The sequence below is a fragment of the Micromonospora sp. DT62 genome, assembly GCF_049847285.1.
GTDB lineage: Bacteria > Actinomycetota > Actinomycetes > Mycobacteriales > Micromonosporaceae > Micromonospora > Micromonospora reichwaldensis.
On sequence record NZ_JBNCOB010000026.1, the window covers coordinates 13,782 to 40,152 of the forward strand.

14 protein-coding genes are annotated in these 26,371 nt (G+C 73.5%); 7 read left to right on the top strand and 7 right to left on the bottom strand.

What is annotated here, in order from left to right; genetic code table 11:
* Positions 1-334: 334 nt before the first annotated feature.
* From ACPXCB_RS26045 to ACPXCB_RS26075, 7 genes are all read left to right on the top strand, one after another.
* Positions 335-589 carry a phosphopantetheine-binding protein gene (locus ACPXCB_RS26045; RefSeq protein ID WP_132234315.1) on the top strand — a complete coding sequence of 85 codons (255 nt, stop codon included), beginning with the start codon at positions 335-337 and terminating at the stop codon, positions 587-589.
* On the top strand, positions 582-2,171 hold the full coding sequence (locus tag ACPXCB_RS26050; RefSeq protein ID WP_425878277.1) for an acyl-CoA ligase (AMP-forming), exosortase A system-associated: 1,590 nt from the start codon (positions 582-584) through the stop codon (positions 2,169-2,171). Before ACPXCB_RS26045 ends, ACPXCB_RS26050 begins: the two co-directional genes overlap by 8 nt.
* Positions 2,168-3,385: a pyridoxal-dependent decarboxylase, exosortase A system-associated gene (locus tag ACPXCB_RS26055; protein WP_425878279.1), complete on the top strand. Its 1,218-nt coding sequence runs from the start codon at positions 2,168-2,170 to the stop codon at positions 3,383-3,385. The genes ACPXCB_RS26050 and ACPXCB_RS26055 overlap by 4 nt, the downstream gene beginning before the upstream one ends.
* Before the next feature lie 77 nt (positions 3,386-3,462).
* Positions 3,463-5,955, top strand: a complete 2,493-nt coding sequence (locus ACPXCB_RS26060; RefSeq protein ID WP_425878280.1) for a BTAD domain-containing putative transcriptional regulator — start codon at positions 3,463-3,465, stop codon at positions 5,953-5,955.
* A gap of 20 nt (positions 5,956-5,975) precedes the next feature.
* A complete protein-coding gene (locus ACPXCB_RS26065; protein ID WP_425878282.1) occupies positions 5,976-6,872 on the top strand; it encodes an ABC transporter ATP-binding protein in 897 nt (298 codons plus the stop codon).
* Positions 6,862-7,623 (top strand): ABC transporter permease, encoded by a 762-nt coding sequence (locus ACPXCB_RS26070; protein ID WP_151452353.1) that lies wholly within the window; start codon positions 6,862-6,864, stop codon positions 7,621-7,623. Before ACPXCB_RS26065 ends, ACPXCB_RS26070 begins: the two co-directional genes overlap by 11 nt.
* A gap of 54 nt (positions 7,624-7,677) precedes the next feature.
* Positions 7,678-11,442: an SDR family NAD(P)-dependent oxidoreductase gene (locus tag ACPXCB_RS26075; RefSeq protein ID WP_425878283.1), complete on the top strand. Its 3,765-nt coding sequence runs from the start codon at positions 7,678-7,680 to the stop codon at positions 11,440-11,442.
* Positions 11,443-11,504: 62 nt separating this feature from the next.
* Here ACPXCB_RS26075 and ACPXCB_RS26080 read toward each other — a convergent pair whose 3' ends face one another.
* The 7 genes from ACPXCB_RS26080 to ACPXCB_RS26110 all read right to left on the bottom strand — a co-directional run bounded on the left by ACPXCB_RS26080 (position 11,505) and on the right by ACPXCB_RS26110 (position 26,363).
* Positions 11,505-13,115 carry an AMP-binding protein gene (locus tag ACPXCB_RS26080; RefSeq protein WP_425878285.1) on the bottom strand — a complete coding sequence of 537 codons (1,611 nt, stop codon included), beginning with the start codon at positions 13,113-13,115 and terminating at the stop codon, positions 11,505-11,507.
* Complete coding sequence (locus ACPXCB_RS26085) at positions 13,112-13,897, bottom strand: thioesterase II family protein (RefSeq protein ID WP_425878287.1); 786 nt, start codon at positions 13,895-13,897, stop codon at positions 13,112-13,114. The genes ACPXCB_RS26080 and ACPXCB_RS26085 overlap by 4 nt, the downstream gene beginning before the upstream one ends.
* Positions 13,894-14,958, bottom strand: coding sequence for an HAD-IIIC family phosphatase (locus ACPXCB_RS26090; RefSeq protein ID WP_425878288.1), 1,065 nt, complete (start codon positions 14,956-14,958; stop codon positions 13,894-13,896). The genes ACPXCB_RS26085 and ACPXCB_RS26090 overlap by 4 nt, the downstream gene beginning before the upstream one ends.
* Positions 14,955-16,106: an acyl-CoA dehydrogenase family protein gene (locus ACPXCB_RS26095; protein ID WP_425878290.1), complete on the bottom strand. Its 1,152-nt coding sequence runs from the start codon at positions 16,104-16,106 to the stop codon at positions 14,955-14,957. Before ACPXCB_RS26095 ends, ACPXCB_RS26090 begins: the two co-directional genes overlap by 4 nt.
* A gap of 7 nt (positions 16,107-16,113) precedes the next feature.
* Complete coding sequence (locus tag ACPXCB_RS26100) at positions 16,114-16,368, bottom strand: acyl carrier protein (protein ID WP_132234329.1); 255 nt, start codon at positions 16,366-16,368, stop codon at positions 16,114-16,116.
* A 10-nt stretch (positions 16,369-16,378) separates the two neighbouring features.
* Entirely contained in the window at positions 16,379-17,224 is an 846-nt protein-coding gene (locus ACPXCB_RS26105) for a 3-hydroxyacyl-CoA dehydrogenase family protein (protein ID WP_393169960.1), read from the bottom strand.
* A gap of 94 nt (positions 17,225-17,318) precedes the next feature.
* Positions 17,319-26,363 carry a beta-ketoacyl synthase N-terminal-like domain-containing protein gene (locus ACPXCB_RS26110; protein WP_425878293.1) on the bottom strand — a complete coding sequence of 3,015 codons (9,045 nt, stop codon included), beginning with the start codon at positions 26,361-26,363 and terminating at the stop codon, positions 17,319-17,321.
* Between the last annotated feature and the right edge of the window lie 8 nt (positions 26,364-26,371).

Here is a 26,371-nt window from a genome sequence, read left to right on the forward strand (position 1 = left end):
CCTCCCGGTCATGTTTCCCGAGTTCCGCCGGCGGTTCACCGCCGCGGGCTCCACGGTGACAGCAGCGGCAATCACGCCAACCTCACTCGCGCACCGCGCGACCCGGCCGTGCGGCACCGTCGCTCTCATCCCGCTATCACCGGCACCACCGGGGCGACCGGACGACCCACGACGACAGCCGGACCAAGAGCCGGACGATGGCAGGTTGAGAGAGCGCCGTGATGAGGTTCCTCCGTCGGCGGGCCAGGCCCGCCATCCGGTCCAGGCAGGTGGCCGGCCGACGCGTCGCGACGACGCTTAGCGATCGAGAGGGACCACGGTGACGAACGCGGACATGCCTCGCTCATTCCAGGAGACGCTGCTCCCCCACCTTCCGTACGCCGAGGGCGGCGAGCTGGCCCCGACCGACGACCTCACGGCCCTCGGCCTCGACTCGATGGGCGTGGTCCAGCTGCTGGCCGACCTGGAAGACCGGTACGGCCTGGAGATGCCCGACGAGCGGCTGACCGAGGAGACGTTCGCGACGGTCGGGTCGCTGTGGACGACGGTCGCCGAGTTCGTCACCGTCGAGACGGTCACCGGTGAGTGAGCTGGTCACCGCCGCTCCCGGCACTCCACTGGTCCGCGTCGACCAGCTGACCCGGTACGGCGCGGCGGACCGGCCCGCAGTCACCTTCAGGTCGGAGACGATCGACTACCGCGAGCTGACCGACCGGGTCGCCCGGGTCGCCCGCGGACTGCACGAGCTGGGAGTACGCCGCGGTGACCGGATCGCCGTGTACGCCGAGAAGCGGATCGAGACCGTCGTCGCGATGCTGGCGATCTCGGCGGCCGGCGCGGTGTTCGTCCCGGTCAACCCGCTGTTCAAGGCGCGGCACCTGGCGCACGTCACGGCCGATTGCACGGCCCGCGTGGTGATCACGACGGCCGAGCGGTTCGAGACCGTACGCGCCGCGCTGAGCGAGAGCACCTCGGTCACCGACATCGTGCTCGTCGGCGCCGACGCCGTCACCGGGCCCGCCGGGCGCTGGCGGATCACCGACTGGCAGCGGCTGGCGGCGACCGCCGCCGACCGGGTACCGGACGGCGCGGTGGTGATCGACACCGACATCGCGGCCATCTTCTACACGTCGGGCAGCACCGGCGGCCCGAAGGGAGTGGTGCTGTCGCACCGTAACGTGCTGGCCGGCGCGGCGAGTGTCGCCGGCTACCTCGGGCACACCGCCGACGACACGGTGCTGGCGGTACTGCCGCTCAGCTTCGACGCCGGCTTCAGCCAGCTGACCACCTCGTTCATCGTCGGCGCGCACGTGGTGCTGACCAACTACCTGGTACCGCGGGACGTGGTGCGGCTCTGCGCCCGGCACCGGGTGACCGCGCTGACCTGCGTACCTCCGCTGTGGATGCAGCTGGCGGCGGTGGACTGGCCGGCGGAGGCCGGTGCCGGGCTGCGCTACTTCGCCAACACCGGTGGCCGGATGCCGCTGGCCACCCTGACCCGGCTGCGCGCGCTGCTGCCGAACGCGCGGCCCTACCTGATGTACGGGCTGACCGAGGCTTTCCGCTCCACCTACCTCGACCCCGACGAGGTGGACCGTCGACCGGACTCGATCGGCAAGGCGATCGGCAACGCCGAGATCCTGGTGGTGCGGCCGGACGGCACGAACTGCGCGCCGGGCGAACACGGTGAGCTGGTGCACCGGGGCGCCCTGGTGGCCCAGGGTTACTGGAACGACCCGGCACGCACCACGCTGCGCTTCCGGCCGGCCCCCGGCGCCGATCCGGCGATCCGTCCGGAGATCGCGGTCTGGTCCGGTGACACCGTCTTCCGCGACGCCGAGGGCTTCCTGTACTTCGTCGGGCGTACCGACGACATGATCAAGACCTCCGGCTACCGGGTCAGCCCCACCGAGATCGAAGAGGCCGCCTACGCGACCGGGCTGGTGAGCGAGGCGGTGGCGCTGGGCGTCGGCGACGAACGGCTCGGGCACGAGGTGGTGCTGGTCGTCGGCGGCGACTGCGACACCGAGGTGCTGCGCAAGTCGCTGGCGCACGACCTGCCGACGTACATGTTGCCGCAGCGGACCGTCGTACTGCCGCAGCTGCCCCGCTCGGTCAACGGGAAGTTCGACCGGGTCGAGCTGCGCCGACTGGTGGAGGCCGGCTCGTGAGCGCGCCGGTCGGGTTCACCGCCACCGGCGGCCAGCTCACCGTGGGCACGGTACCGGTGGAGCGGCTGGCCGCCCGGGTCGGCGGCACGCCGTTCTTCGCCTACGACCGCCGCCTGGTCTCCGAGCGGGTCGCGGCGGTCCGCGCCGCGCTGCCGCCGGGCATCCGGTTGAGCTACGCGGTCAAGGCCAACCCGATGCCCGCGCTGCTGCACCACCTGAGCGGCCTGGTCGACGGCTTCGACGTGGCCTCCGCCGGCGAGCTGCGGCACGCGCTGGACACCCCGATGCCGGCCGAGCAGGTCAGCTTCGCCGGGCCGGGCAAGACGACCGACGAACTCACCCGGGCGGTCGCCGCCGGTGTCCTGATCGAGCTGGAGTCGGCGGGCGAACTCGCCCGGCTGCGCAAGGTCGGCAGGACCCTCGGCATCCAGCCCCGGGTGGCGCTGCGGGTGAACCCCGACTTCGCGGTACGCGCCTCCGGCATGCGCCTCGGCGGCGGTCCGCAGCAGTTCGGCGTCGACGTCGAGGCCGTCCCCGACCTGCTGCCCGAGCTGGCCGTCGACGAGATCGACTTCCACGGCTTCCACGTCTTCGCCGGCTCGCAGAACCTGCACGCCGAGAACATCTGCGAGGCGCAGCGTCGCACCGTCGACATGATCCTCACGTTGGCCGAGCTGACCCCGGCACCGATCCGCTACCTGAACCTCGGCGGCGGCTTCGGTGTCCCGTACTCGGCCAGGGACCAGCCGCTGGAGCTGGCTCCGATCGGCGAGAACCTGGCCGACCTGCTCGACACCCGGATCCGCCCGAACCTGCCGCACGCCCGGGTGGCCGTGGAGCTGGGCCGCTACCTGGTCGGTGAGGCCGGTGTCTACCTCACCAGGGTCGTCGACCGGAAGACCTCCCGCGGCAAGACCTTCCTGGTGGTCGACGGCGGGCTGCACCACCAGCTCGCCGCGTCGGGCAACTTCGGCCAGGTGATCCGGCGCAACTATCCGCTCGCGGTGGCCAACCGGTTCGACGCCGCGCCGGAGGAGACGGTCACCGTGGTCGGCTGCCTCTGCACCCCGCTGGACCTGCTCGGCAACGACGTGTCCCTGCCCCGGGCGGAGCCCGGCGACCTGATCGCGATCTTCCAGGCCGGCGCGTACGGCCTGACCGCGAGCCCGACCGCGTTCCTCGGCCATCCACCGCCGATCGAGGTCCTGCTCTGAACGCGCGCCCGCACGCCGCCGCAGCCCGACACTCCGAACCGTCGTCGCAGTACCGCTGAATGAGGCAGGTGGATCAATTGGTCAGGCAGGAAGACGACGAGCGCGGCCCGCTCTGCTTCCGGGTCCTCGGGCCGTTGCAGGTGCAGGGCGATGAGCCGGTCACCGTGACGGCGCGCCGGCAGAGCGTCGTGCTGTCGCTGCTGCTGCTCAGCCCCAACCAGGTGGTGGCGCTGAAGTCGATGATCGACGCGGTGTGGGGCGAGACGCCGCCCACCACCGCCCGGGCCCAGGTGCAGACCGCCGTGTCGGTACTGCGCCGGTCGCTGGCCCGGGCCGGGCTCGGCGAGCGCATCCGGATGCAGGGCACCGGCTACCTCATCGACCTGACGCCGGGCGAACTCGACCTGCACGTCTTCGCCGACCTGGTCGCCCGGGGCCGGGCCGCCGGCGTGGCCCGGGATCCGCAGGCGGCGCGGACGGCGTTCCGCGCCGCGCTGGCCCTGTGGCGCGGTGAGCCGCTCTGCGACGTGGACAGCGACGCGGTCCGGGCGAAGCTGGTCCGGATCGCCGAACGGCGGGTCGAGGTGCTCGAGGAGTGCATCGAGGCCGAACTCGACCTGGGCCTGCACCACGAGGTGATCGGCGAGATCCGGGCCCTGGTCGCCGAGTACCCGCTGCGCGAGCGACCGGCCGGCCAGTTGATGAGGGCGCTGCACCGGTCCGGCCGGCAGGCCGAGGCGTTGGCCACCTTCCAGGCGGTACGCAAGACCTTCGTGGACGAGCTGGGGCTCGAACCGAGCCCGGCGCTGCACCGGCTGGAGTTGGCCATCCTGACCGGCGCCGACCAGCTGGCGACGCCGGTGGCGGCCGGGCCCGGGCCGCAGTTGCGGATGCCGGTACCCCGGATGCTGCCAGCCCGGACGCCGGACTTCACCGGCCGCGCGGAGATGCTGCACCTGTTGCGTCACCGGCTCGGTGGCGCAACCGGTACAGGGCGCGACCGCCACTCGCTCGACGTGGCGGTGATCACCGGCTTCGTCGGGGTCGGCAAGTCGACCGTGGCCATCGAGACCGCGCACGCGCTGGCCGGCGAGTTTCCCGACGGCCAGCTCTACGCCCGGATGCCGCCCGGCCCGGACGGCGCCGCCGAGGTGCTGGAGCGGTTCCTCCGGTCGCTCGGCTTCACCAGGTCGGCCATTCCGGAGACCCTCGACGGCCGGGAGGCGCTCTACCGCAGCGCCCTCGCCGACCGGCGGATGCTGGTGGTGATCGAGGACGTCACCGACCCGACCCAGGCCCGCCCGCTCCTGCCCGGTACGCCGGCCTGTCGGCTGATCGTGACCACCCGGGCCCGCCGGGCGTGGCTGCCCGGCGCGCACGTCTTCGAGATCGACCGACTCGACGCCCACGACGGCATCGAGTTGCTGGCCGCCATGGTCGGCCGGGACCGGGTCGCCGCCGAGCCGAGCAAGGCCCTCGAGCTGGTCGAGCTCTGCGGTGGTCTGCCGCTGGCGCTGCGGATCGCCGCGAACCGGCTCGCCGCCCGGCCGCACTGGAGCCTGGGACAGCTCACCGCCCGGCTCGTCGAGCCCGGGCAGCGGCTGGGTGGGCTGGTCCACCAGGGCCTCGACGTACGGGCCGGGCTGAGGGGGACCTACGACGCCCTGCCGCCGGTGGCACAGCTGCTGTTCAGGCACCTCGGCGAGCTGGAGACCGACACCTTCGCGGCCTGGGTGGCCGCCCCGCTGCTGCAGCTCGACGCGGACTCCGCCGCCGAGGTACTGGAGACCCTCATCGACGCCCGGCTGGTCGACGTGCTCAGCGGCACCGGCGGGGCCACCCGCTACCGACTGCGTGACCTGGTCCGGCTGCACGCCCGCGACCTGTCGCTGGCCGAGAGCAGCGCGGCCGACCGGGCCGCCGCGATCCGACGGATGCTCGGCGGGTGGCTCCTCCTGGCTGACGAGGCCCGGGTACGGCAGGGCGGCCACCGCATCGCCCGCCATTCGGCCGCGGCCGTCTGGCCGCTGGCCAAGCCGGTCGTCGACGCGGCGCTGACCGATCCGCTGGCCTGGTACGAGCGGGAACGCACCGCGCTGCTGGCCGCGGTCCGGCAGGCCGCCCGCGCCGGCGAGGTGGCCTACTGCTGGAACCTCGCCGCCGCCGTCGCCGCGCTCGCCGAGACGCAGTCCCGCTTCGGCGAGTGGAGGGAGAGCAACCTCTGCGCCCTGGAGGCCGCGGTGCGGGCCGAGGACCGACTCGGTGAGGCGGTGATGCTGTACGGGCTCGGCCGGCTCGACCTCTGCGAGCAGCGGCTGGACCATGCCGCGGCCCGGCACGAGGTGGCCCTGGAGGCGTTCGACCAGCTCGGCGCCCTGGACTGGCGGGCGATCACGCTGCGCTCGTTGAGTGCGGTGCACCGGATGAGCAGCCGGCCGGCGCAGCTGGTGCCCGACACCCGGGCGCCGCGTCGGGACGACCGGCATCCCGAGCACCGGGTCGCGGTCGGCCGCATCCCGTTCCGGCAGCACCAGTTCGGGCTGGCCAGCGGCATGGCGGAGGACCAATGACTCAGGGAAGGGACGCTGATGTGAGCACGATCAAGGCGCATCCGGTCGGGTCGCCGGCACGGCACCAGGATCAGGAGTGGACGTCGCTGGAGGCGATCGAGGTCACCAAGCGCTACGGCGAGGTGGCCGCGCTGGCCGGCTTCAGTCTGACTGTCGCCCGGGGCGAGATCGTGGGACTGGTCGGACACAACGGTGCCGGCAAGACCACCTTCGTCGAGGTGGTCTCCGGCCTGATCCGGCCGGACAGCGGGGTGGTGCTGGTCGACGGCCGGACACCCACCCAGGCGCGCGGGCGGATCGGCATCTCGCCGCAGCACATCGCGCTGTACCCGCCAATCACCGTCCGGGAGCACCTGCGGCTCTTCGGCGGCATCGCCGGGCTGCGGCGCCAGGCACTGCGTACCGAGATCGACGACCTCGCCACCGGCCTGCACCTGACCGGGTTCCTGGACCGGCCGGTCGGGGTGCTCTCCGGCGGGCAGCAACGCCGGACCCAGGCCGCAGTGGCCCTGATCCACCGACCGTCGCTGCTGCTGCTCGACGAGCCGACCGCGGGTGCCGATCCGGAGACCCGGCAGGCGCTGCTCAACGTGGTCAAGCAGCGGGCCGGCGAGGGGGCAGCGGTCATCTACACCACTCACTACCTGAACGAACTCACCGACCTGCAGGCCAGTATCGCGGTCGCCCGACGCGGCCGGATCATCGCCCGCGGCAGCAGCGCGGAGCTGCTTGAGGGGTTGCCTGGCGAGGTCCGGGTGACCTTCGCCGACGAGGTGGTGCAGGTCTCCACCACCGACCCCACCACCGCCCTGGTGGAGCTGCTGAAGGGCACGGACCGTCAGGTCGAGTCCGTCGAGCTGCGCCGTCCCGATCTTGACGACCTCTACCACTCGCTGGCGGTAACCGATGTCGACTGACGCCCTTCGCCGTACCGGCCTGCTGGTCCGGCACAACGCCGTGCTCCGGCTGCGCGACCCCGCCCAGCTGATCAGCTACATCGCCCTGCCGATGGTGCTGATGCTGGTGCTCAAGCCGCTCTACGAGGAGGCGCTGGACAGCGGCACGCTGCAGGCGGTGACCGGGCCGCTGGTGATGTTCTCGGTCTTCGCGCTGTCGATCGTCGGCAACTCGATCCTCGTCGAGCGGGAGTGGCGCACCTGGGACCGGCTGCGGGCCAGTCGGGCCGGCCGAGTCGAGCTGCTGCTCGGCAAGACCGGTCCGGTGCTCGTCCTGCTGCTGTTGCAGCAGGCCGTGCTGTTCGCGTTCGGCTGCCTGGTCGTCGGGCTGCCGCTGCCCCGGCCGTCCGCGGTCGGCTACCTGGCCCTCGCGGTCGGCATCTGGGGACTGACCCTGCTCGCGGTGGGCGCCGCCCTGGCCACCGTGGTACGCAGCCGCGGCGAACTGAGCGTCGCCTCCGACCTGGGGGCGATCATGGTCAGCGCGCTGGGCGGCGCGCTGGTACCGGTGTCGCTGATGCCCGGTTGGGCGCAGCACGTCGCGCCGCTCTCCCCCGGTTACTGGGCCATGTCGATGCTGCGTGCCGCGGTCGACAGCGACCCCGCCGGCATGCTCCGCCCGGCACTGGTCTGCCTGGGCATCGCCCTCGTCGCCGGGGGGCTGGCCTCCTGGCGGCTCGCTCGGGGCTGGGGCCGCAGCCGGCTGATGTGAGCGGCACCCGAGCAATCCGTCCGAACCCCCGATCCGGTGTACCTGGAGGTCATCGTGACTGAAACTGACTACGACTCCGCGGTCGCGCTCATCGGTATGGCCGGGCGCTTTCCGGGGGCGGCCGACGTCGGCGAACTCTGGCGCAATCTGCGCGACGGGGTGCCCGGGCTGCGGCCGATCACCGACGAGGAGCTGACCCGCGCCGGTGTCGACCCGGCCCGGGCCGCCGACCCGGACTACATACGCGTCGGTGGCCCGGTCGACGACCTCGACCTGTTCGACGCGGGCGCGTTCGGCTTCAGCCCGCGCGAGGCCGAGACGATGGAGCCGCAGCACCGGCTCTTCCTGGAGTGCTCCTGGCAGGCGCTGGAGGCCGCCGGCTACCAGCCGGTCGACCCGGGCGCCCGGGTCGGTGTCTTCGCCGGCTGCGCGTTCCCGGACTACATGATCAACAACGTCGCGCACATGGTCGACGAGCCCGGCGAGGGCCTGCTCTTCGCGGTCGGCAACGAACGGGACTCGCTCACCTCGCTGGTCTCGTACAAGCTCGGACTGCGCGGGCCGAGCGTGACCGTGCAGACGTTCTGCTCCACCTCGCTGGTCGCGGTGCACCTGGCCTGCCAGAGCCTGCTGACCTACGACTGTGACGTGGCCCTCGCCGGTGGCGCCTTCCTGCCGCTGCCCCAGCCCGCCGGCTACCGCTACGAGCAGGGCGGGATCCTCTCCCCCGACGGCCGGGTGCGCAGCTTCGACGCGGCGGCCAACGGCAGCGTGATGGGCTCGGGCGTCGGGGTGGTGGCGCTCAAGCGGATGACCGACGCGCTCGCCGACGGCGACGTCATCCACGCGGTCATCCTCGGCTCGGCGGTCAACAACGACGGCCCGGAGCGGGTGGGTTACACCGCGCCCGGCGTCGAGGGCCAGGCCGAGGTGATCGAGACGGCGCTGACCGTCGCCGGCGTGAAGCCGGAGACCATCGGCTACGTCGAGTGCCACGCCACCGGCACGCCGCTGGGCGACTCGATCGAGCTGGCGGCGATGAGCCGGGTGTTCCAGGCGACCCCGCCGACCCCGTGCGTGCTGAGCTCGGTCAAACCGTCGGTGGGGCACCTGGACCGCGCGGCCGGGGTGACCGGCCTGATGCGCGCCGCGCTGAGCCTGCGGCACGAGATCCTGCCGGCGGTCGCCGGCTACACCGCACCGAACCCGACGCTCGCCGCGGCGGCCGACCGGTTCACCGTGCTCACCGAGCCCCGCCCCTGGCCGGCCGGGCCCGATCCGCGCCGTGCCGGGGTCAGCTCGTTCGGGCTCGGCGGCACCAACGCGCACGTGGTGTTGGAGCAGGCGCCGACGCGTACCCCCCGGGCGGCGGCCGGTCCGCAGTTGCTGACCTTCTCCGCCGCTGACCCGACCGCGCTGCAAGCACTGACCGACCGGCTGCGCCAGCACCTGGTGCAGCACCCGGAGGCCGACCTCGCCGACGTCGCGTACACCCTGCAGGTGTCCCGTGGGCGCTTCGCGCTGCGCAGGGCGGTGGTCTGCCGGGACCGCGACGACGCGATCGCGGCCCTGGCCGACGCCGGCCGGTGGATCGACGGCGAGACCCGTCGGCGCGATCCGGCGGTGCTGCTACGCGCCGGTGACGGCGTACCGGACGCCTGGTGGGCCGAGCTGTCCGCGGCGGTCGGCCCGCTGCTGCCGGCTGACGGCGCAGCGCGTGGCACCGACCGGAACAGCGTGCTGGCCGACCTCGGCACCGGGCTGGCCCGGCTCGGGGTGGTGCTGACCGGCGAGCCGGCCGGCTCCGCCAGCCCGGTCGAGGTGCTCGTCGCCCCCGGGGACCAGGTCGCCGCCGAGTGGGTCCTGACCACCCTGGCCCAGGTCTGGCTGGCCGGGGCGACGGTGGACTGGGCGGCGCTGCACCTGGGTGCCGGCCGGCGCGTCGAGCTGCCGACCTACCCGTTCCAGCGCAGCCGCTACTGGGTCAAGCCCCGCCCGGCGCAGGCCACTGCTGCCCGGCCGGTCGAGGGCCGCGTCGACGACCCGGCGGAGTGGACCTACCTGCCGACCTGGACACCGCGCCCGCTGGACACCGCCGACCTGGACGAGCGGCTGCGCGCCGCCGGCCCGTGGCTGGTGCTCGCCGCCGACGAGCGCGGCGAGGCGCTGCTCGCCCGACTGGTCGAGGCCGGCGCCGAGGTCTGCGCGGCCCGGCCGGGCGAGGCGTTCGAGCAGGACGAGGCCGGCGACTTCACCGTCCGCGCCGACGCGCCGGACGACCTGGCCGAGCTGGTCCGTGCCCTGTTCGTCGCCCCGCGCACCATCGTGCACGGGTTCAGCCTGGGCTCCCCCGAGGGCACCGGCGGCGAGCACTTCGAGCGGGAGCAGGACCGGGGATTCCGCTCCGCGCTCGCCCTGGTGCGGGCGCTGGCCGACGACCCGGACACCCCGCCGACCGAGCTGGTGCTGCTGACCTCCGGGGCGCTCGGGGTGCTCGGTGCCGATCTGCGCCACCCCGAGCACGCCACGCTGGCCGCGCTGGCGCCGAGCCTGGCCCAGGAGAACCCGTTCCTGGCCTGCCGGCACGTCGACGTGGCCGGCACCGTCGACGTCGAGCAGGCGCTCGCCGCCAGCGTGCACCCGCACCAGGGCCCGGTCGCGGTCCGGGACGGCGACGCCTGGTCCCGGCACTACCGACCGCACCCGCTGCCCGCCCCGACGACGGACCGGCCGATCGTCAGCGCCGGTGACACCGTGCTGATCACCGGCGGGCTCGGCGACGTGGGACTGGTGCTGGCCCGGCACCTGGCGGAGCGCTACGGCTGCCGACTGGTGCTCACCGCCCGGACCGCGCTGCCGCCGCGCGAGCAGTGGCCGGCGCGGAAGGACGGCGACGACCGGGTCGCCCGGCACATCCGCAACATCCTCGACCTGGAGCGGCAGGGCGCCGCGGTGCTGGCGACAGCCGCCGACGTCGGGGACGAGGCGCGGATGCGCGAGGTGGTCGACGCCGCGGTGGCCGAGTTCGGCGGCATCGACGTGGTGGTGCACGCGGCCGGCATCCAGAGCCCGGAGTACTTCGGGCTGGCCCACCTCTCCGACCGGGCGTCCTGCGACGCGCACCTGAATGCCAAGATCCACGGCTTCCACGTGCTCCAGGCGGTGCTCGGTGAGCACGCCCCGGACCGGCGCATCACGCTGTCCTCGGTCTCCGCCGTGCTTGGGGGGATCGCGCTGGGACCGTACTCGGCGGCGAACGCCGGCCTCGACGCGTACGCCCGGGTGGCCCGGCTGCGCGGCGAGGGGCGCTGGATCACCGTCGACTGGGACACCTGGGCGATCGATCCGAGCCGACCGGACGGGATGACCGGGCAGACGGTCCGCGAGTACGAGATGTCGCCGGCCGAGGGGGTCGACGTCTTCGGTCGGGCCCTCGCCGCCGTCGGGCACGTCGGCCACCTGGTGATCTCCACAGGCCCGATCGAGGCCCGGATCGCGCAGTGGGTCACCAACGACCCGGCGGCCGGCGGTGCCGAGGAGGTCGAACGCGAGCGCCATCCCCGGCCCACGCTGGCCACCCCGTACGTCGAACCGGAGACCGGGGTGGAGCGCACGATCGCCGACATCTGGGCGGCCACCCTCGGCCTGGAGACTGTCGGCGCCACCGACAACTTCTTCGAGCTGGGTGGACACTCGCTCATCGCCATCTCGCTCGCCACCAAGCTGCGCAGCAACGTCTCGGCGCAGCTGCCGGTCACCGCGCTGGTGGAGTACCCGACGGTCCGCCAGCTGGCCGCCCTGGTCGGGCAGGATCAGTAACAGTCAGGCTGAACCAAGCGAGGGGGCACCGGCGGTCTGCCGGTGCCCCCTCGCTCGCCGGGTCAGCTGCCGGCCAGCTCGGCGGCGGTCGCGGCCAGCGCCCGACGGTCGGTCTTGCGGTTGGTGTTGAGCGGAAACTCGGCCAGGAAGACGAACCGCCGGGGCAGCAGTGCGCGCGGCAGGGTGGCGGCCAGTTCGCCGGCCAGCACGGCGGCCGGACGGCGAACCCCCACGCAGAACGCCACCAGCACGTCGTCGACCACCACCGCGACCGCGTCCTGGACGCCGTCCAGCGCGCGCAACCGGCACTCGATCTCGGCCAGTTCGACCCGTACCCCACGGATCTTGACCTGGTGGTCCACCCGGCCGAGGTAGGCCAGCTCGCCGCCGCCGATCGGCCGGACCAGGTCACCGGTGCGGTACCAGCGCTCGCCGCCGTGGCGCAGGAACCGGCCTTCGTCGTCGGCCGGGTCGAGGTAACCGGGGAACATCTGGTCCCCGGTCACGCACAGCTCACCGACGGTACCGGCGGTGGCGCCGGGCAGCTCGATCCCGGCGTCGTCGGCCGCCTCCCGGGCGACCGGTCGGATCAGATGGCGCATGCCCGGATGCATGGTGCCGATCGACACCACGTCGTTGACACAGCGGGCCGGCGACGAGTCGGGGTCCCACCGGTGCACGCTGCACGAGATGGTCAGCTCGGTCGGGCCGTACAGGTTCTCCACCAGGCTGCCCGGTGCGGCGGCCTGCCAGTCGGCGGCGTCGTGCGCGAGCAACGGCTCCCCGCAGAACAGGCTCCAGCGCAGGCCGGGAAAGGCGTCGGGCGCCAGCCGGCGCAGCCGGCGGGCCAACGCGACCACGCTGGGCGAGGAGAACCAGACGGTGATCCGGTGCTCGGTCAGGAACTCCGCAAGGTTGGCGTAGCAGGTGGGCGGGACGGTGACCACCGTGCCGCCGCTGCCCCACCCCGCGAAGAGGTCGAACATCGCCAGGTCGAAGGTCAGGTCGAAGGTCTGGGAGAAGACGTCCGCGGCGGTGAAGCCGTACCGGTCGTGCACGAACCGCAGGTACGCGTCGACGTTGCGGTGCAGCACCGGTACGCCCTTGGGCCGGCCGGTGGAGCCCGAGGTGAACAGGATGTAGGCGATCTCGTCGGCACCGACCTGCCGGGGCGCGGCGAGCGGGGTGCCACCCGGCTCGCGGACCACCACCACGTCGGTGAGTTCGGCGGCCAACTCGGGCAGCACCCGCTCGCCGTGCTCGTCCACGATCAGCGTGTCCACCCGGGCGGCCGCCATCATCTGCCGGGTCCGCTCGGCCGGGAAGTCGGGGTGCAGCGGCACCACCGCCGCACCGGAGTAGACCGCGGCGAGCAGACCGGCGTACGCCTGCGGGGTGCGGCTGGCCAGCAGTCCGACCCGGCGCGGCGCCGCGCCGGCCGTGGTGACCAGGTCGCCGGCCAGCGCCAACGCCCGCTCGTGCAGCCAGCGGTAGCTGTAGGTGTGCCCGTCGACCCGCAGCGCCTCGGCCGTCGGGTCGATCCGCAGCCCCCGGTCGAACCACTCGGCGAGCACCCGGGGCGGCGCCCCGGCCGGCACCGGGGCCGGCCGGGGCGGATCGTCGATCGACCGCTCGGGCAGCGGCGGCCGCGTCGCGATCTGCACGGTGCTCACGGGGTCCCTCCCACCGGCCCGGCGCCGGCGAGCATACCGAGCGCCGCGCCGATGTACCGGTGGGTCACCGAGGGCTGTTCGAGGACAGCGAAGTGTCCACCACCGATGCTGTGCGCCCGGAACCGCCCGGTGGTCTCCTCGCGCCAGCCGTGCATCGACACCGCGCTGGCGCGTGGGTCGTGGCTGGCCGCGATCGCGGTGATCGGCACCCGCAGCGGCGGCTCGGTCCGGTACCGGTAGTTCTCCTTGAGCGCGAAGTCGCCGCGGAACGGCGGCAGGATCATCCGCCGTACGCTCGGGTCGGCCAGCATCCAGTCCGGTGTACCGCCGAGCCGGCGCAGCATCGCCACCACCTGCTCGTCGTCCAGGCCGGTCACCTGCGGGTCGGTGTCCGGCGTGCCGGGTGCCGGGCTGGCGGAGACGAAGAGGTGCACCGGGTCCGGGCCGCCGCGCCGGCGGATCTCGCGCACCAGCTCGAACCCGACCACCGCGCCCAGGCTGTGCCCGTAGACCGCCCAGGGGCGGTCGTCCTCCGTGAGCACCACCTCGGCCAGCTCGCCGACCAGCGCCTCCACCTCGGTGAACGGCTCCTCCCGCAGCCGGGTCTCCCGGCCGGGCGGCTGCACCGGGCAGACCGCCACCGGCCCCAACCGGCCGAACCAGGGCCGGTACGCCGACGCCGACCCGCCGGCGTGCGGCAGGCAGTAGAGCCGCACGTCGCCGTCGGACATGCCGAACGGCAGCCAACGGCGCAGCCGGGTGTCGTCGACCGTCCTGGTCACCGCAACACCTCGATCCGGACGTAGTCCGGCGGCTCCTGCAGGTTGTCCAGGTTCGCCGCCAGCACCAGGTGCGAACCGTCCCGGCTGACCTCCCGGAAACCGCTGAACGCGTAGGTGATCTGCATCATCCGGTTACGGCCGGTCTCCACGAAGTCCGCCCGCAGGCCGGCCCCGGCCGCCTTCGCCTGGCTCATGATGTGGCCGAGCAGCACCGAGCCGACGCCCCGGGACATCACCCGGCAGGACATCAGGATCATGTGCAGCCGCCAGTCCGGCTTGCTCTTCTCCACCAGCGCGACGCCGATCTTGCCGTACGAGCCGAACCGGTCGGTCAGCGTCGCGACCAGCAGCAGGTGGTCCGGTGACTCGCGCAGCGCGTCGAGCTCATCGTAGGAGTACGTCTTGCCGGTCGAGTTGAGCTGGTTGGTGCGGACGGTCAACTCCTCGGCGCGCTGCAGGTCCTCCCGCCGGGCCGGCTCGATGGTGAAGGTCATGTCCAGGGTGGCGAGGAACTCCTCGCTGGTCCCCACGAAGTCGGCGGCCACCTCGTCGCGGGTCAGCTGGCTCTGGTACATGCCCCGGCGCTGGGCCGACTCGTCGGTGATGAACCGCGGCCGGAACTCCACCCCGGTCAGCACCTGCTCGATGTCGGCGGCGTCCACACAGGTCACCTCGGGCAGCGCGTACGCCACCTCGGCCCGCTCGAACTCCTGGTCGTCGACGAAGGCGAACGCGTCCAGGCCCAGGTTGAGCTTCGCGGCGATCTGCCGGATCGACTCGGACTTGGCGTCCCAGCCGATCCGGGGGAACACGAACATCTCGTCCAGGCCGAGTTCGCGCAGCTTGGCCATGGCCGCTTCGTGGTCGTTCTTGCTGGCAACCGAGTTGAGCACGCCCATCGCGTCCAGCGCGCGGATCTGCTCGACCGCAGCCGGCCGGACGGTCACCTCGCCGTCCTCCAGCAGCACCCCGTCCCAGACGGTGTGGTCCAGGTCCCAGACCACGCACTTGATGCGGCCCTGCTTGGGCTTGGTCGGCGGGGCCTGCGCCAGCACGCTCATGCCGCCCACCCCCGGTAGGCCTCGCCGGCGATGGTCATCCGTTGGATCTCGTTGCTGCCTTCGATGATCTCCATGACCTTCGCGTCCCGGTAGTAGCGGGCGACCGGGTAGTCCGGGCTGCACCCGTTGGCGCCGTGCACCTGGACCGCCTCGGCGGCGTGCCGCGCTGCGGCGGTGGAGGCGAAGTACTTCGCCACCCAGGTCGCCATGATGGTCGAGGCGTCACCGGCGTCCTTGAGCCGGCCGGCCTCGGCGACCAGCATCCGGGCCGCCCGGACGTCGGTCACCATGTCGGAGATCTTCGCCTGGATCAGCGGCAGGTCGCGCAGCGGCGAGCCGCCGACCCTGCGGCGGGAGGTGTAGCCGACGCAGGCGTCCAGGCAGGCCTGGAGGATGCCGACGCTGCCGGTGGCGACGCTGTACCGGCCGAGGTCCAGCGTGCCGGTGAGCACCATCCCGGAGGCGAAGGCGCTCGGGCCGAGCTGGGCTTCCCGGCCGAGCAGCACGTCGGTGAAGGTGATCTCGGCCAGCATCGACGCCCGGGTGCCGAGCATGTCGTGGATCGGCCGCACCGACACCCCAGGGGTGTCCCGCGGCACCAGCAGCGCCACGATGCTCGACGCGGTCCGGGCGAAGACCAGGAACAGGTCCGCCCGCTGGCCACCGGTGGTCCAGGTCTTCACCCCGTTGAGCAGCCAGTCGCCGCCCCGGGCGACCGCGGTGGTGGCCAGGTTGGAGGTGTCGCTGCCGGCGCCCGGCTCGGAGAGGCAGAACGCCCCGAGGGTACGCCCGCTGGCCAGCTCCGGCCCCCAGCGCGCCAACTGCTCGGCGTCGCCCCAGCGCTGCACCGCCCAGGAGGCCATGGTGTGCACGGTGAGCAGGCTGCGTACCGAGGAGCAGCCCCGGCCCACCTCCTCGTGCACCTCGCCGAGGGTCACCAGGTCCAGCCCGGCGCCGCCGACCGTCGGGGGCAGGAACGGCGCCCAGAGCCCGGCGTCGCCGATCCGCTCCAGCAGTTCCTCGGGGATGGCGCCGGCCCGGTCGTAGGCGTCGGCGTACGGAGAGATGTGCTCGTCGACGAAGGCACGGGTGCTGGCCCGGGTTACCGGTCCGGTCAGCGACAGCGGCGCCTGCATGAGACTCGTCATCGCCGCACTACCCGACCGTCACGCCGCGACGCTGCCGGTCCACCAGCGCGGTCATCGCGCTGACGGTACGGAAGTTGTCGATGCTCAGCTCGTCGTTCGGGATCGTGAACTCGAAGGTCTTCTCGAGGAACATCACCAGCTCCATCGCGAAGAGCGAGTTGATGTAGCCGCAGGCGAAGATGTCGTCGGTCTCGCCGATCTGCGCCTGCGGGAAGCGACCCTGGATGAAGGACAGGATCTGGATGTTGACCGTCTCCGACATGGTGTCGTCCTCAGCTCTCGTAGTTGTAGAAGCCACGGCCGGTCTTCCGGCCGTGCAGTCCGGCGTCGGTCATCTGCTTGAGCAGCGGGCACGGGCGGTACTTGCTGTCCGCGTAGTGCTCGTAGAGGACCTCGACGCTGTAGAGGATCGTGTCGACGCCGATCAGGTCGGCGGTCTCCAGCGGACCCATCGGGTGGCCGAAGCAGCCCCGGAACACCTCGTCGACCGACTCGGCGGTGGCGACGCCCTCGTGGACCAGGAACGCCGCCTCGTTCACGGTCAGCATCAGCACCCGGTTGGAGACGAAGCCGGAGGCGTCCTTGACGTCGACCGCCTTCTTCCCCATCCCGCTCAGCAGCTCCCGGGTGCGCTCGATGGTCGACGCCGAGGTGTGGAAGCCGGGGATCATCTCCACCACCGGCTTGGCCGGTACCGGGTTCATGAAGTGCACCCCGATGACCCGCTCCGGGTGCTTGCCGACCGCGGCGACCCGGGTGATCGGGATCGCCGAGGTGTTCACGATGATCACCGTCTCCGCCGGGCACACCTCGTCGAGGCGCTGGTGGACCTCGCGCTTGATGTCCCAGTTCTCGGTGACGTTCTCGATCACGGCCGAGGCCTTGTCCAACGCCTCGACCCCCACCGCGGTGGTGATCCTCGCCAGGATGGCGTCCGGGTCCAGCGCCGGTCCGCCCATCAGCCGGCTCATCCGGCAGTTGCGGGCGATCACGGCCCGGGCCCCGGCGAGGATCTCCTCGGTCCGGTCGACCAGGACGACCTCGTACCCGTACTGGGCCAGATTCTGTGCCACTCCGACGCCCATGACGCCGGCGCCGACTACGCCGATGACGGTCATGACTTCTCCCTTTCCGTACCCTGATTGACTGAACTTGCCGAGCACCCGCCGCCGACGGGTCGCGAACGCTGGTTGGCGGAGACGGACACCGTCGTCACGACGCGCGGCGGCGGGCCGCCGCGGTCTTCAGACCGGACCGGCGCAGCTGCGCCCGCAGCTGACCGTCGTCCTCGGCCGCGGCGGCGGCCCGGGCGGCGGTGCCGTCGATGACTCGCGCGAGCGCGGCCACCGTCGGTGCCTCGTAGAGGATGTGTGGCGGCAGTTCCGCCTCGGTGAACCGGCGGCGCAGCGTGTTGAGCAGCGCGATGCCGAGCAGCGAGTTGCCGCCGAGTTCGAAGTAGTTGTCGGCGACGCCGACCCGCTCCAGCTTGAGCGAGTCGCACCAGACCTCGGCCACGCCCAGCTCGGTCGGCCCGGTCGGCTCCTGGTAGCGGGTCACCAGTTCCGGCCGCGGGTGCCGTGCCTCGGAGCTGGCCGTGCCGTTCGGCGCGGTCACCGCCTCGACGTTGAACCACCGGCTGAACCGGACCATGGTGGCCAGGTCCTGGGTCGCCGCGACCAACTGCGACTCCCCCGAGGCGAGCGCCCGCAGCAGGGTGCGCCAGCCCTCCTCGAAGGTGATGCCGAAGCGGGCCCGGTTCGCCGAGAAGAACGCCTGCACCTCGCTGTCGAACCCGCTCAGCCCGCCGTCCCAGGCGTTCCAGGCCCACTCGCCCCAGTTCACCGAGAGGGTGGGTCGTCCGGCGGCGGTGAGCATGTTGGCGTAGCGGTCCAGATAGGCGTTCGCGGCGCAGTAGTCGACCTGGCCGGGGCCACCACCCGTGGCGGAGGTGATCGACGAGAAGAGCACCAGGAAGTCGAGCCGGATCTCGTCGTCGGCACCGACCCGCAGCGCCTCGACGATCGCCCGGGTGCCGGCGACCTTGGGCGCGAGCACCAGGTCGGAGTCGGTGGGCAGCTTGAACTGCATCAACCCGGTGCCGGGTACGCCCGCGGTGTGCAGGATGCCGTGCAGCGCGCCGAAGCGCTCCCGGGCGACGTCGACCGCCCGCCGGACGTCGGTCGGGTCGGCAACGTCACCGACCACGATCTCGACCTCGGCCCCGGCCTCGACGAGCGCCTGGACCCGTTCCACCCGGCTGCGGGTGCCCTCGTCCACCTTGTCGGAGCCGGCCAGGATGCCGGCCCACCGCTCGGCCGCCGGCAGACCGGTACGCCCGAACAGCACCAGCCGGGCCCGGCAGTCCTGCGTCAGCTGCGCGGCCAGGCCGAGCCCGATGCCGCCCAGCCCACCGGTGATCAGGTACACCCCGCCGTCGCGGAGCACCTGGCGGGCGGTGTCCAGGTCGGCCGGCGGGATCGACTCGTAGCCGCACACCCAGCGCCGACCGGCGCGGATCGCCACCGTCGGCTCGGTCCGCGGGCGACGCAGCTCGGCGACGACCGCGCCGGCCGGGGTGGCCGGCTCCACGTCGACCAGCCGGGTGCTGACCGACGGATACTCCAGCGGGATGACCAGGGCCGGGCCGAGCACGGTGGCGCTGGCCGGCCGGGCCTCGGCGCCGTCGAGCACCTGCTGTGAGCCGGTGCTGACGATGTCCAGAGCCCACCGGTCCAGGCCGAGTTCGGCCGCCGCACGGGCCAGTGCGACCAGGGTGTGCAGGCCCAGCGCCACGGTCCGGTCCTCGTCCGGCAGCTCGCCGACGGTCCACAGGTGCACCACCCGGTCCAGTCCGACCCCGGCCGCCCGCAGGGCGCGCAGCATGGTGAGCGCGTCCGCCGGGTCTCCCGGCCGGACGGTGTAGCCGTCGGCGGCCGCGTGGTACTCCGCGCCGGCCCGCACCACGGTCAACCGCGCGCCGGTGGCCGCCGCGGTCCGCTCCAGCTCGGCGAGCACCCCGTCGGCGGTGGCGCCGGTACCGGCGTAGACCAGCCACGAGTCGGGCTGCCGTTCGTCGGAGGCCGGGGCTGCGGTCTGCCGCCACACCGGCAGGTGCAGCCACTGCTCCTCGGGCAGCCGCGGGATCCGGCCGATCTCGGCCAGGCTTGTCGGTTCGGCCGGCAGCTCGGCGCCGCCCTCCCGCCCGGCGGTCATCGGCGTCTGCTCGATCCAGTACCGCTGCCGCTCGAACGGGTAGGTGGGCAACGGAATCCGGCCGGGGGCGGCCCGGTAGACCGGGGTGGCCCCGTCGCCGCGGCCATGGTGTGCCGCCCAGTCGATCTCGACGCCGGTCAGCCAGAGCCGGGCCAGCGCGTCGGTGAGCACCAGGTCGGCGGGGCGCGGGTCGCTGCCGGCCGGCAGCGTCGCGGTGATCAACGGCCAGCGCTGCGGCGGGCAGCCGGCGGAGCGCACCAGCGCGCCGAGCGACTGGCCGGGGCCGATCTCGACCAGGGCCAGTTCCGGGTCGGCGAGCAGCACCTGCACGCCCGCCTCGAACTGCACCGGCTGGCACATGTGCCGGGCCCAGTAGGCCGGATCGCGCACCAGCGCGGCGTCGGCCAGCGCGCCGGTGACGTTGGAGATGTAGGGCAGCCGGGGCGGGTCGAGCCGGATGTTGGCGGCCACCCAGGCGGTCAGCTCGTCGCTGATCCCGGCCAGCATCCGGGAGTGGAACGCGTGGCTGGTCTCCAGCGGCCGGCACGGGATCTCGGCCTGACGCAGGTCGGCGGCGAGCTGGTCGAGCGCGGCGGTCGGACCGGCGACCACCACCGTCTCCGGCCCGTTGATCGCGGCGATGTCCAGCCCGCGCTGCTCCAGCCGGAACCGGCGGCGCAGCTCGTCGGCGGCCAGCGGCACCGCAGCCATCGAGCCGGTCTCCAGCGCCCCGATCAGCTTGGCCCGGTGCACCACCAGGGCGATCGCGTCGGGCAGCGACAGCACCCCGGCCAGGCAGGCCGCGACGTACTCGCCGAGGCTGTAACCAAGCATCGCGGTCGGCCGCAGCCCCCAGGCCAACAACGTGCTGGCCAGCGCGTAGTCCACGGCGAAGAGCAGCGGCTGGGCCACCTCGGTGCGGCGCAGGGCGGCGGTACGCGGATCGGTGCCGCCGCCCCGGCCGAGCAGCGCCGCCAGGTCGGAGCCGCCGCCGCGGGGCCCGGTCAGCAGGTCGGTGAGGTCCAGTTCGGGCAGTGCCGCGGCGATCGGGGCCAGGCACTCGTCCAGCGCGGCGCGGAACACCGGTTCACGCCGGTACAGCTCACCGACCAGTCCCGGGTACTGCTCGCCGACGCCGGCGAGCAGGAACGCCACCGGTCGGCCCTGTACCGCCTCCACCCGGCCCATCGGGGGCGGGGCGCCGTCGCGTCCGGTCAGGGTACCGACCGTCTCGTCCAGGGTGGCGGTCACCGCCACCCGCCGGTGCTCGAAGGTCTTGCGTCCGACCTGCAACGAGAACGCCACGTCGGCCAGCCTGGCGTGCGGCTGGCAGTCCAGGTGCTCGCCGAGGCGCCGCACCGCGCGGTCCGCCGCGCTCGCGGTCCGGGCCGACACCGGCACCACCTGGTACCGGCGGGTGTGCGCCGGGCCGGTGAGCTCGTCGGTCTCCGGCACCTCCGGGCGTACCGGTGGCTCCTGCACGACGACGTGCACGTTGGTGCCTCCCATCCCGATGGAGTTGAGCCCGGCGATGCGGGGCCGGCCCTCGATGGCCGGCCAATCGGCGAGGTCGACGTTGACGTAGAAGGGGCTGTTCTCGAAGTCGATCGCCGGGTTGGCCTGCGTGTAGTGCAGGGTCGGCGGGATCACCCGGGACTGCAGGGACAGCGCGGTCTTGATCAGGCCGGCGGTACCGGCCGCGTGGTTCATGTGCCCGACGTTGGTCTTGACCGCGCCGATCGGGCAGTACTGCCGCTGCTCCGTGCTGCCGAACGCCCGGGTCAGCGCGGCGACCTCGATCGGGTCACCCAGTTCGGTCGCGGTGCCGTGCGCCTCGACGTAGCTGATCTCCTCGGGGCTCACCCCGGCGTCGGCCATCGCGGCGGCGATCACCCGGGCCTGCCCGGCGACGCTCGGCGCGGTGTAACCGACCTTCAGCGCGCCGTCGTTGTTCATCGCCGAGCCGCGGATGACTCCGTAGACGTGGTCGCCGTCGCGCAGCGCGGCGTCCAGCCGCTTGAGCACCACGACGGTGGCGCCGTCGCCGAACATCGTCCCGCTGGCCTGCGCGTCGAAGGTGTGCACGTGCCCGTCGCGCGACTCCATGCCGCCCGGGGTGGACAGGTGGCCCTGCTTGTCCGGCACCCGGATCGACACGCCGCCGGCCAGCGCCATCTCGCAGTCGCCGCTGCGCAGGCTGCGGACCGCCAGGTGCACCGCGACCAGTGAGGTGGAGCAGAAGGTCTGCACCGCGACGCTCGGGCCGTGCAGGTCGAACAGGTACGACACGGTGGTGGTCAGGGCGTCCTTGTCGTTGCCCATGATGAGCTCGTACTCGCTCAGGTCCTCGTGCATGCTCAGCTGGCCGAGCGCGCCGAGCAGGTAGGTGCTGATGTTGGTGCCACCGAAGACCCCCACCCGCCCCCGGTGCTCCGGCCGGCAGTAGCCGGACTGTTCGAGCGCCTCCCAGCAGACCTCGAGGAAGAGCCGCTGCTGCGGGTCGGTCAGCGCGGCCATCCGCGGGCTGATGCCGAAGAACCCGGCATCGAAGCCGGCGATGTCGTCGAGGATCGGGCGGGCCGGTACGTAGGCCGGGTCGTGCGCCAGCTCGGCCGGCACGCCCGCCTCGACCAGCTCCTCCGGGGTGAAGAAGCTGATCAGCTCCTCACCGGCGCAGAGGCTGCGCCAGAAGGCGGCCACGTCCTCGGCGCCCGGGAACCGCCCGGCCATCCCGACGATGGCGATCCGCCGGTCCAGCTGCTCCCCGTCGAGCACCGGCGCGGTCGATGCCGCCACGACGAGTTCGGCGCCGCTGGGCGCGGCCGGTGCGGCGACCGACACGGGTGCCACCGGCGCGGCGACGGCGGCCGGCGCGACGGCCGGCTCTCCGGTCCGGGCCGGCACCGCCGGGGCCGGGCCACGCTGCTGCTCGAGCAGCGCGCTGAAGGACCGGACGGTCGGTGCCTCGAACAGCGACACGGTCGGTACCGCCACCGCGAACCGGTTCTTGACCAGCCCCAGCAGCCGGGGCACCAGCAGCGAGGTGCCGCCGAGGTCGAAGTAGTTGTCGTGGATGCCGACCGGCTCGATGCCGAGCACGTCGGACCAGAGTTCGGCCAGCGCCCGCTCCGTGCCGGTCAGCGGCGGGGTGTAGGGCTGCGGCAGATCCGGGCGCGGGTGGCGGATCGCGTCTCCGCCGACCGGCTCGACGGTCGCGCCGCCGAGGCGGGGCAGCCGGTCGTCCAGGCCGCCGGCGGCGACCACCACGGCGGGCAGCGCGGTGCCGACCAGCCGGTCGAAGGCGGCCAGGGCCTCGGCGTCGCTCATCGCGTGGCTGGCCATGCTCGCGCCGATCCCGTCGCGCAGCCGCTGCAAAGTGCAGGCCCAGGTGTCCCAGCCGGCGGAGATCCACCGGCTGCGTCCGTCGGTGCCGGCGTGGGCGAGCGCGGTCAGCGCCGCGTTCGCCGCGGCGTAGCCACCGAAGGTCACCCCGCCGAGCAGGGCCGAGGTGGAGGAGAAGAGCAGGCACCAGTCCGGTACCAGCCGGTCGTCCAGTCCGGCGACGATCCGGGCGATCGCCCGGGCGCCGTCCACCTTGGCCCCGAACTGCCGGGCCACCGCGGCCCCGTCGAGGTCCCGCAGTGCCACGAAGGTGTCGGTGCCGGCGTCAGCCGCCGCGTGCACCACGCCGTCGATCCGGACGTCGGTGAAGAGCGCCCGCATGGCCGACTCGTCGGTGACGTCGACGCGCGGGGTGCGCACCGTCGCGCCGAGCGCGCGCAGGGCCGCCACGGCGGCGTGCCGGGGGTCGGCCGGGTCGTCGGGCAGCCCACGCCGGCTGGTCAGCACCAGCCCGGCCGCGCCGTTGCGCACCAGGTGCCCGGCGATCGTGAGACCGATGTCGCCGAGACCGCCGGTGATCAGGTAGGTGCCGCCGCTGGCCACCGGGTGGGTCTCCAGCGGCGTCGCCGGTGCCTCGTACGTCGGCAGGAACCGGGTGCCGCCCCGGTGGGCGACGAGCACCTCGTCGGAGCGGCGGCCCAGCTCGGCGGCGAGGGCGTCGGCCATCGCGCCGGGGCCGTACTCCGGGTCGAGGTCGACGTTGACGCTCTCCAGGTCCAGGTACTCCTGATTGGCGACCACCGGCAGCACCGCGACCGCGGCCTGGGCCGGCGCGGCGCCACCGACGGTCACCCCGGCACCGTCCGGCACCGCCTGGCCGCCCTGGGTGACCACCATCACGCGGGTACCGCTGTGGCCGCTACCGCCGCAGGCGGCGAGCACCGCCGATGCGCCGTGCACCGCGGCGGCGGCCGCGTCGGCCGGCACCGGCTGCGTCATCGACAGGTCGACCACCGTGTTCGGGCCGGTGCCGAGCAGCGCGACGAGGTCGCCGGGGCAGGTCGCCAGCACCACGTCGCCGCCGGAGCGGCGCAGCCGGGTGGCGAGTTCGTCGGCTACCTCGGTGGCGGTACCGGCACCGGCCGGCGCGAGCAGCACGTACCGCCCGGCGGTCGGGACGGTGGCGGCACCGGTGGGCGCCGCTCGCCATTGCTGGGTCAGCAACCGCACGTGCTCGTCGCCCGGGGCGGGCTCGGCCTCGACCGCCTCGGTGCCCGGCCGGGCCACGGCCGGGCCGGCCGGTCGCTCGAACCAGTGCCGCTGCCGCTGGAACGGGTAGGTCGGCAGGTCCGCCAGCCGGGCCGGACCACCGCGCAGCGCGGACCAGTCGAGGGTCACCCCGATCTCCCACAGCCGCCCGCAGGTGTCCAGCAGGCTCGCCACGTCGGCCGCGTCCCCGCCGGTCGCCCCGGCGGGCAGGGTGCCGAGCAGGACGGTGTCCGGCTGATCGGGAAGCTGGCTGGCCAGCAGGTCGCCGAGTACGGTGCCCGCGCCCAACTCCACCAGGACGTCGACGTCCCGCGGCAACTGCCGGGCCAGGTCGGTACCGTCGGTCGCGACCCTGACCACGGGGATCGCCGGCGCCTGCCGGGTCACCGGGTCGGGCACCTCGGCCGCCTCGGTGCCGCTCGCCGTGTCGTCGGTCGGCCGGACCCGCAGGCTGGTGAGCCGAAGCGCGTCGGTGAGGGTGAGCACCCCGGCCAGGCAGTTCGCGACCTGCTCGCCGATCCCCTGGCCGACCAGCACGTCCGGCCGGACCCCGCGGTGCAGCAGCAGCTGGGCGAGCGCGTACTGGACGACGAAGTGGAACGACTCGGCCAGTTCCGGCCGGTCGGCCTCGGCACCGGGTCCGGCGTGGAGGAACGGCCGCAGGTCCAGCCCGCAATGCTCGGCGGCGATCTCGACGCAGCTGTCCACCGCGGCCGCGTAGGCCGGCTCACGCCGGTAGAGCCCGCCCCCGAGCCCGCGGTGACCGGCACCGGAGCCGGGCAGCAGGAAGGCCACCCGCGGCCGGTCACGCAGGCTGCGCACACCGGCCGCGCCGGCCGCGGCGGTGAGCCGCCCGGTGGCGTCGGCGGTGTCCGTGGCGAGGACCGCCCGGCGGAAGCGGTGCTCGGCCCGCCCGCTCTGCAGGGTGTACGCCAGGTCGGCGACGGTGCAGCGGTCCAGCGCGCCGCCCAGCGCGCCGAGCTTCTCACGCAACGCCGCCGGGTGGTGCGCGGAGACCGGCAGCAGGTACGGGCCGGGTGCCTCCGCGACCGGCTCGGCCTGCGGGGCGGCCTCCAGCACCAGGTGCGCGTTCGTGCCCGACCAGCCGAACGAGCTGACCCCGGCCAGCCGGGGCCGGTCCTGCTCGGGCAGGTCCAGCGTCGTCGTCGCCGGCCGCACGGTGTCGCTGGCCAGGGCCGCCTCGGAGGGGTTGACCAGGTTGAGGTTCGGTGGGACCACACCCTGCTTGAGCACCAGCACCGTCTTGATCAGCCCGGCGATGCCGGCCGCCGCCTGGGTGTGCCCGATGTTGGTCTTCACCGCCCCGACGTGCAGCGGCGTCGCCGGGGACCGGCCGCCGAAGACGTCGCCCAGCGCGCCGAGCTCGATCGAGTCGCCGAGCCGGGTGCCGGAGCCGTGCGCCTCCACGTAGCAGATCTCGTCCGGGCTGGTCCGCGCGGCGGCCAGCGCCCGGCGGATGACGTCCACCTGGGCGCCCCGGTTCGGCGCGGTCATCCCGTTGCTGTGACCGTCCTGGTTGACCGCCGAGCCGCGGATCACCGCGTGGATCCGACGGCCGTTGCGCAGCGCGTCGGAGAGCCGCTCCAGCACCACCACCCCGGCGCCCTCGCCCATCACGTAACCGTCGGCGTCGGCGTCGAAGGTCTTGTTCAGCCCGTCCCGGGAGAGCATCGAGGTGGCGCAGGCGTTGACGTACAGGTCGGGTTGGATGAGCAGGAAGCCGCCCGCGGCCACCGCCAGGTCGCACTCGCCGCGGCGCAGCGCCGCACTGGAGAGGTGCACCGCGACCAGCGACGACGAGCACGCGGTGTCCAGGGTGACGGTCGGGCCGCGCAGGTCGAAGTGGTACGCGAGGCGGCCGGCGACCACGCTCGCCGAGCTGCCCTGCCCAGCGTACGGGTCGGTGAAGGCGGCGGCGCCCTGCAGTTCCGACTGCAACCGGCCGTACTGGGTGGTGTCCGAGAAGCCGATCATCACCGAGGTGCGGCTGCCCGCCACCCGGGCCGGCGGGGTGCCGGCGTCCTCCAGCGCCTCCCAGGTCAGCTCCATCAGCAGCCGCTGCTGCGGGTCCATCCGCAGCGCCTCGCGGGGTGGCGAGCCGAAGAACTCGGAGTCCCAGCGGGTGATGTCGGAGAGGAATGCTCCGCGACGGGTGTAGACGCCGTGGTCGGCGACGTACGGGTCGAGGTCGTACCGGCCGTCCGGCGCGTCGTCGAGCACCGCGCTACGCCCGTCGCGGAGCAGTTCCCAGTAGGCGTCCACGTTCTGCGCGCCGGGCAACCGGCAGGACAGGCCCACGATGGCGATCGGCTCGTGCCGGCCGGCATCGGCCTCGGCGAGCTGCCGGCGCGCCTCAGTCAGGTCGACGGTGACCCGCTTGAGATATTCGCGGAGCTTGTTCTCGGCTGCCATCTGTCAAA

Bases quoted from the DNA above. Each gene is read 5' to 3' on its own strand.
- ACPXCB_RS26045 (WP_132234315.1), top strand. From the start codon at position 335: ATGCCTCGCTCATTCCAGGAGACGCTGCTCCCCCACCTTCCGTACGCC.
- ACPXCB_RS26070 (WP_151452353.1), top strand. From the start codon at position 6,862: ATGTCGACTGACGCCCTTCGCCGTACCGGCCTGCTGGTCCGGCACAAC.
- ACPXCB_RS26090 (WP_425878288.1), bottom strand. From the start codon at position 14,958: ATGAGCGTGCTGGCGCAGGCCCCGCCGACCAAGCCCAAGCAGGGCCGC.
- ACPXCB_RS26095 (WP_425878290.1), bottom strand. From the start codon at position 16,106: ATGACGAGTCTCATGCAGGCGCCGCTGTCGCTGACCGGACCGGTAACC.
- ACPXCB_RS26100 (WP_132234329.1), bottom strand. From the start codon at position 16,368: ATGTCGGAGACGGTCAACATCCAGATCCTGTCCTTCATCCAGGGTCGC.
- ACPXCB_RS26105 (WP_393169960.1), bottom strand. From the start codon at position 17,224: ATGACCGTCATCGGCGTAGTCGGCGCCGGCGTCATGGGCGTCGGAGTG.
- ACPXCB_RS26110 (WP_425878293.1), bottom strand. From the start codon at position 26,363: ATGGCAGCCGAGAACAAGCTCCGCGAATATCTCAAGCGGGTCACCGTC.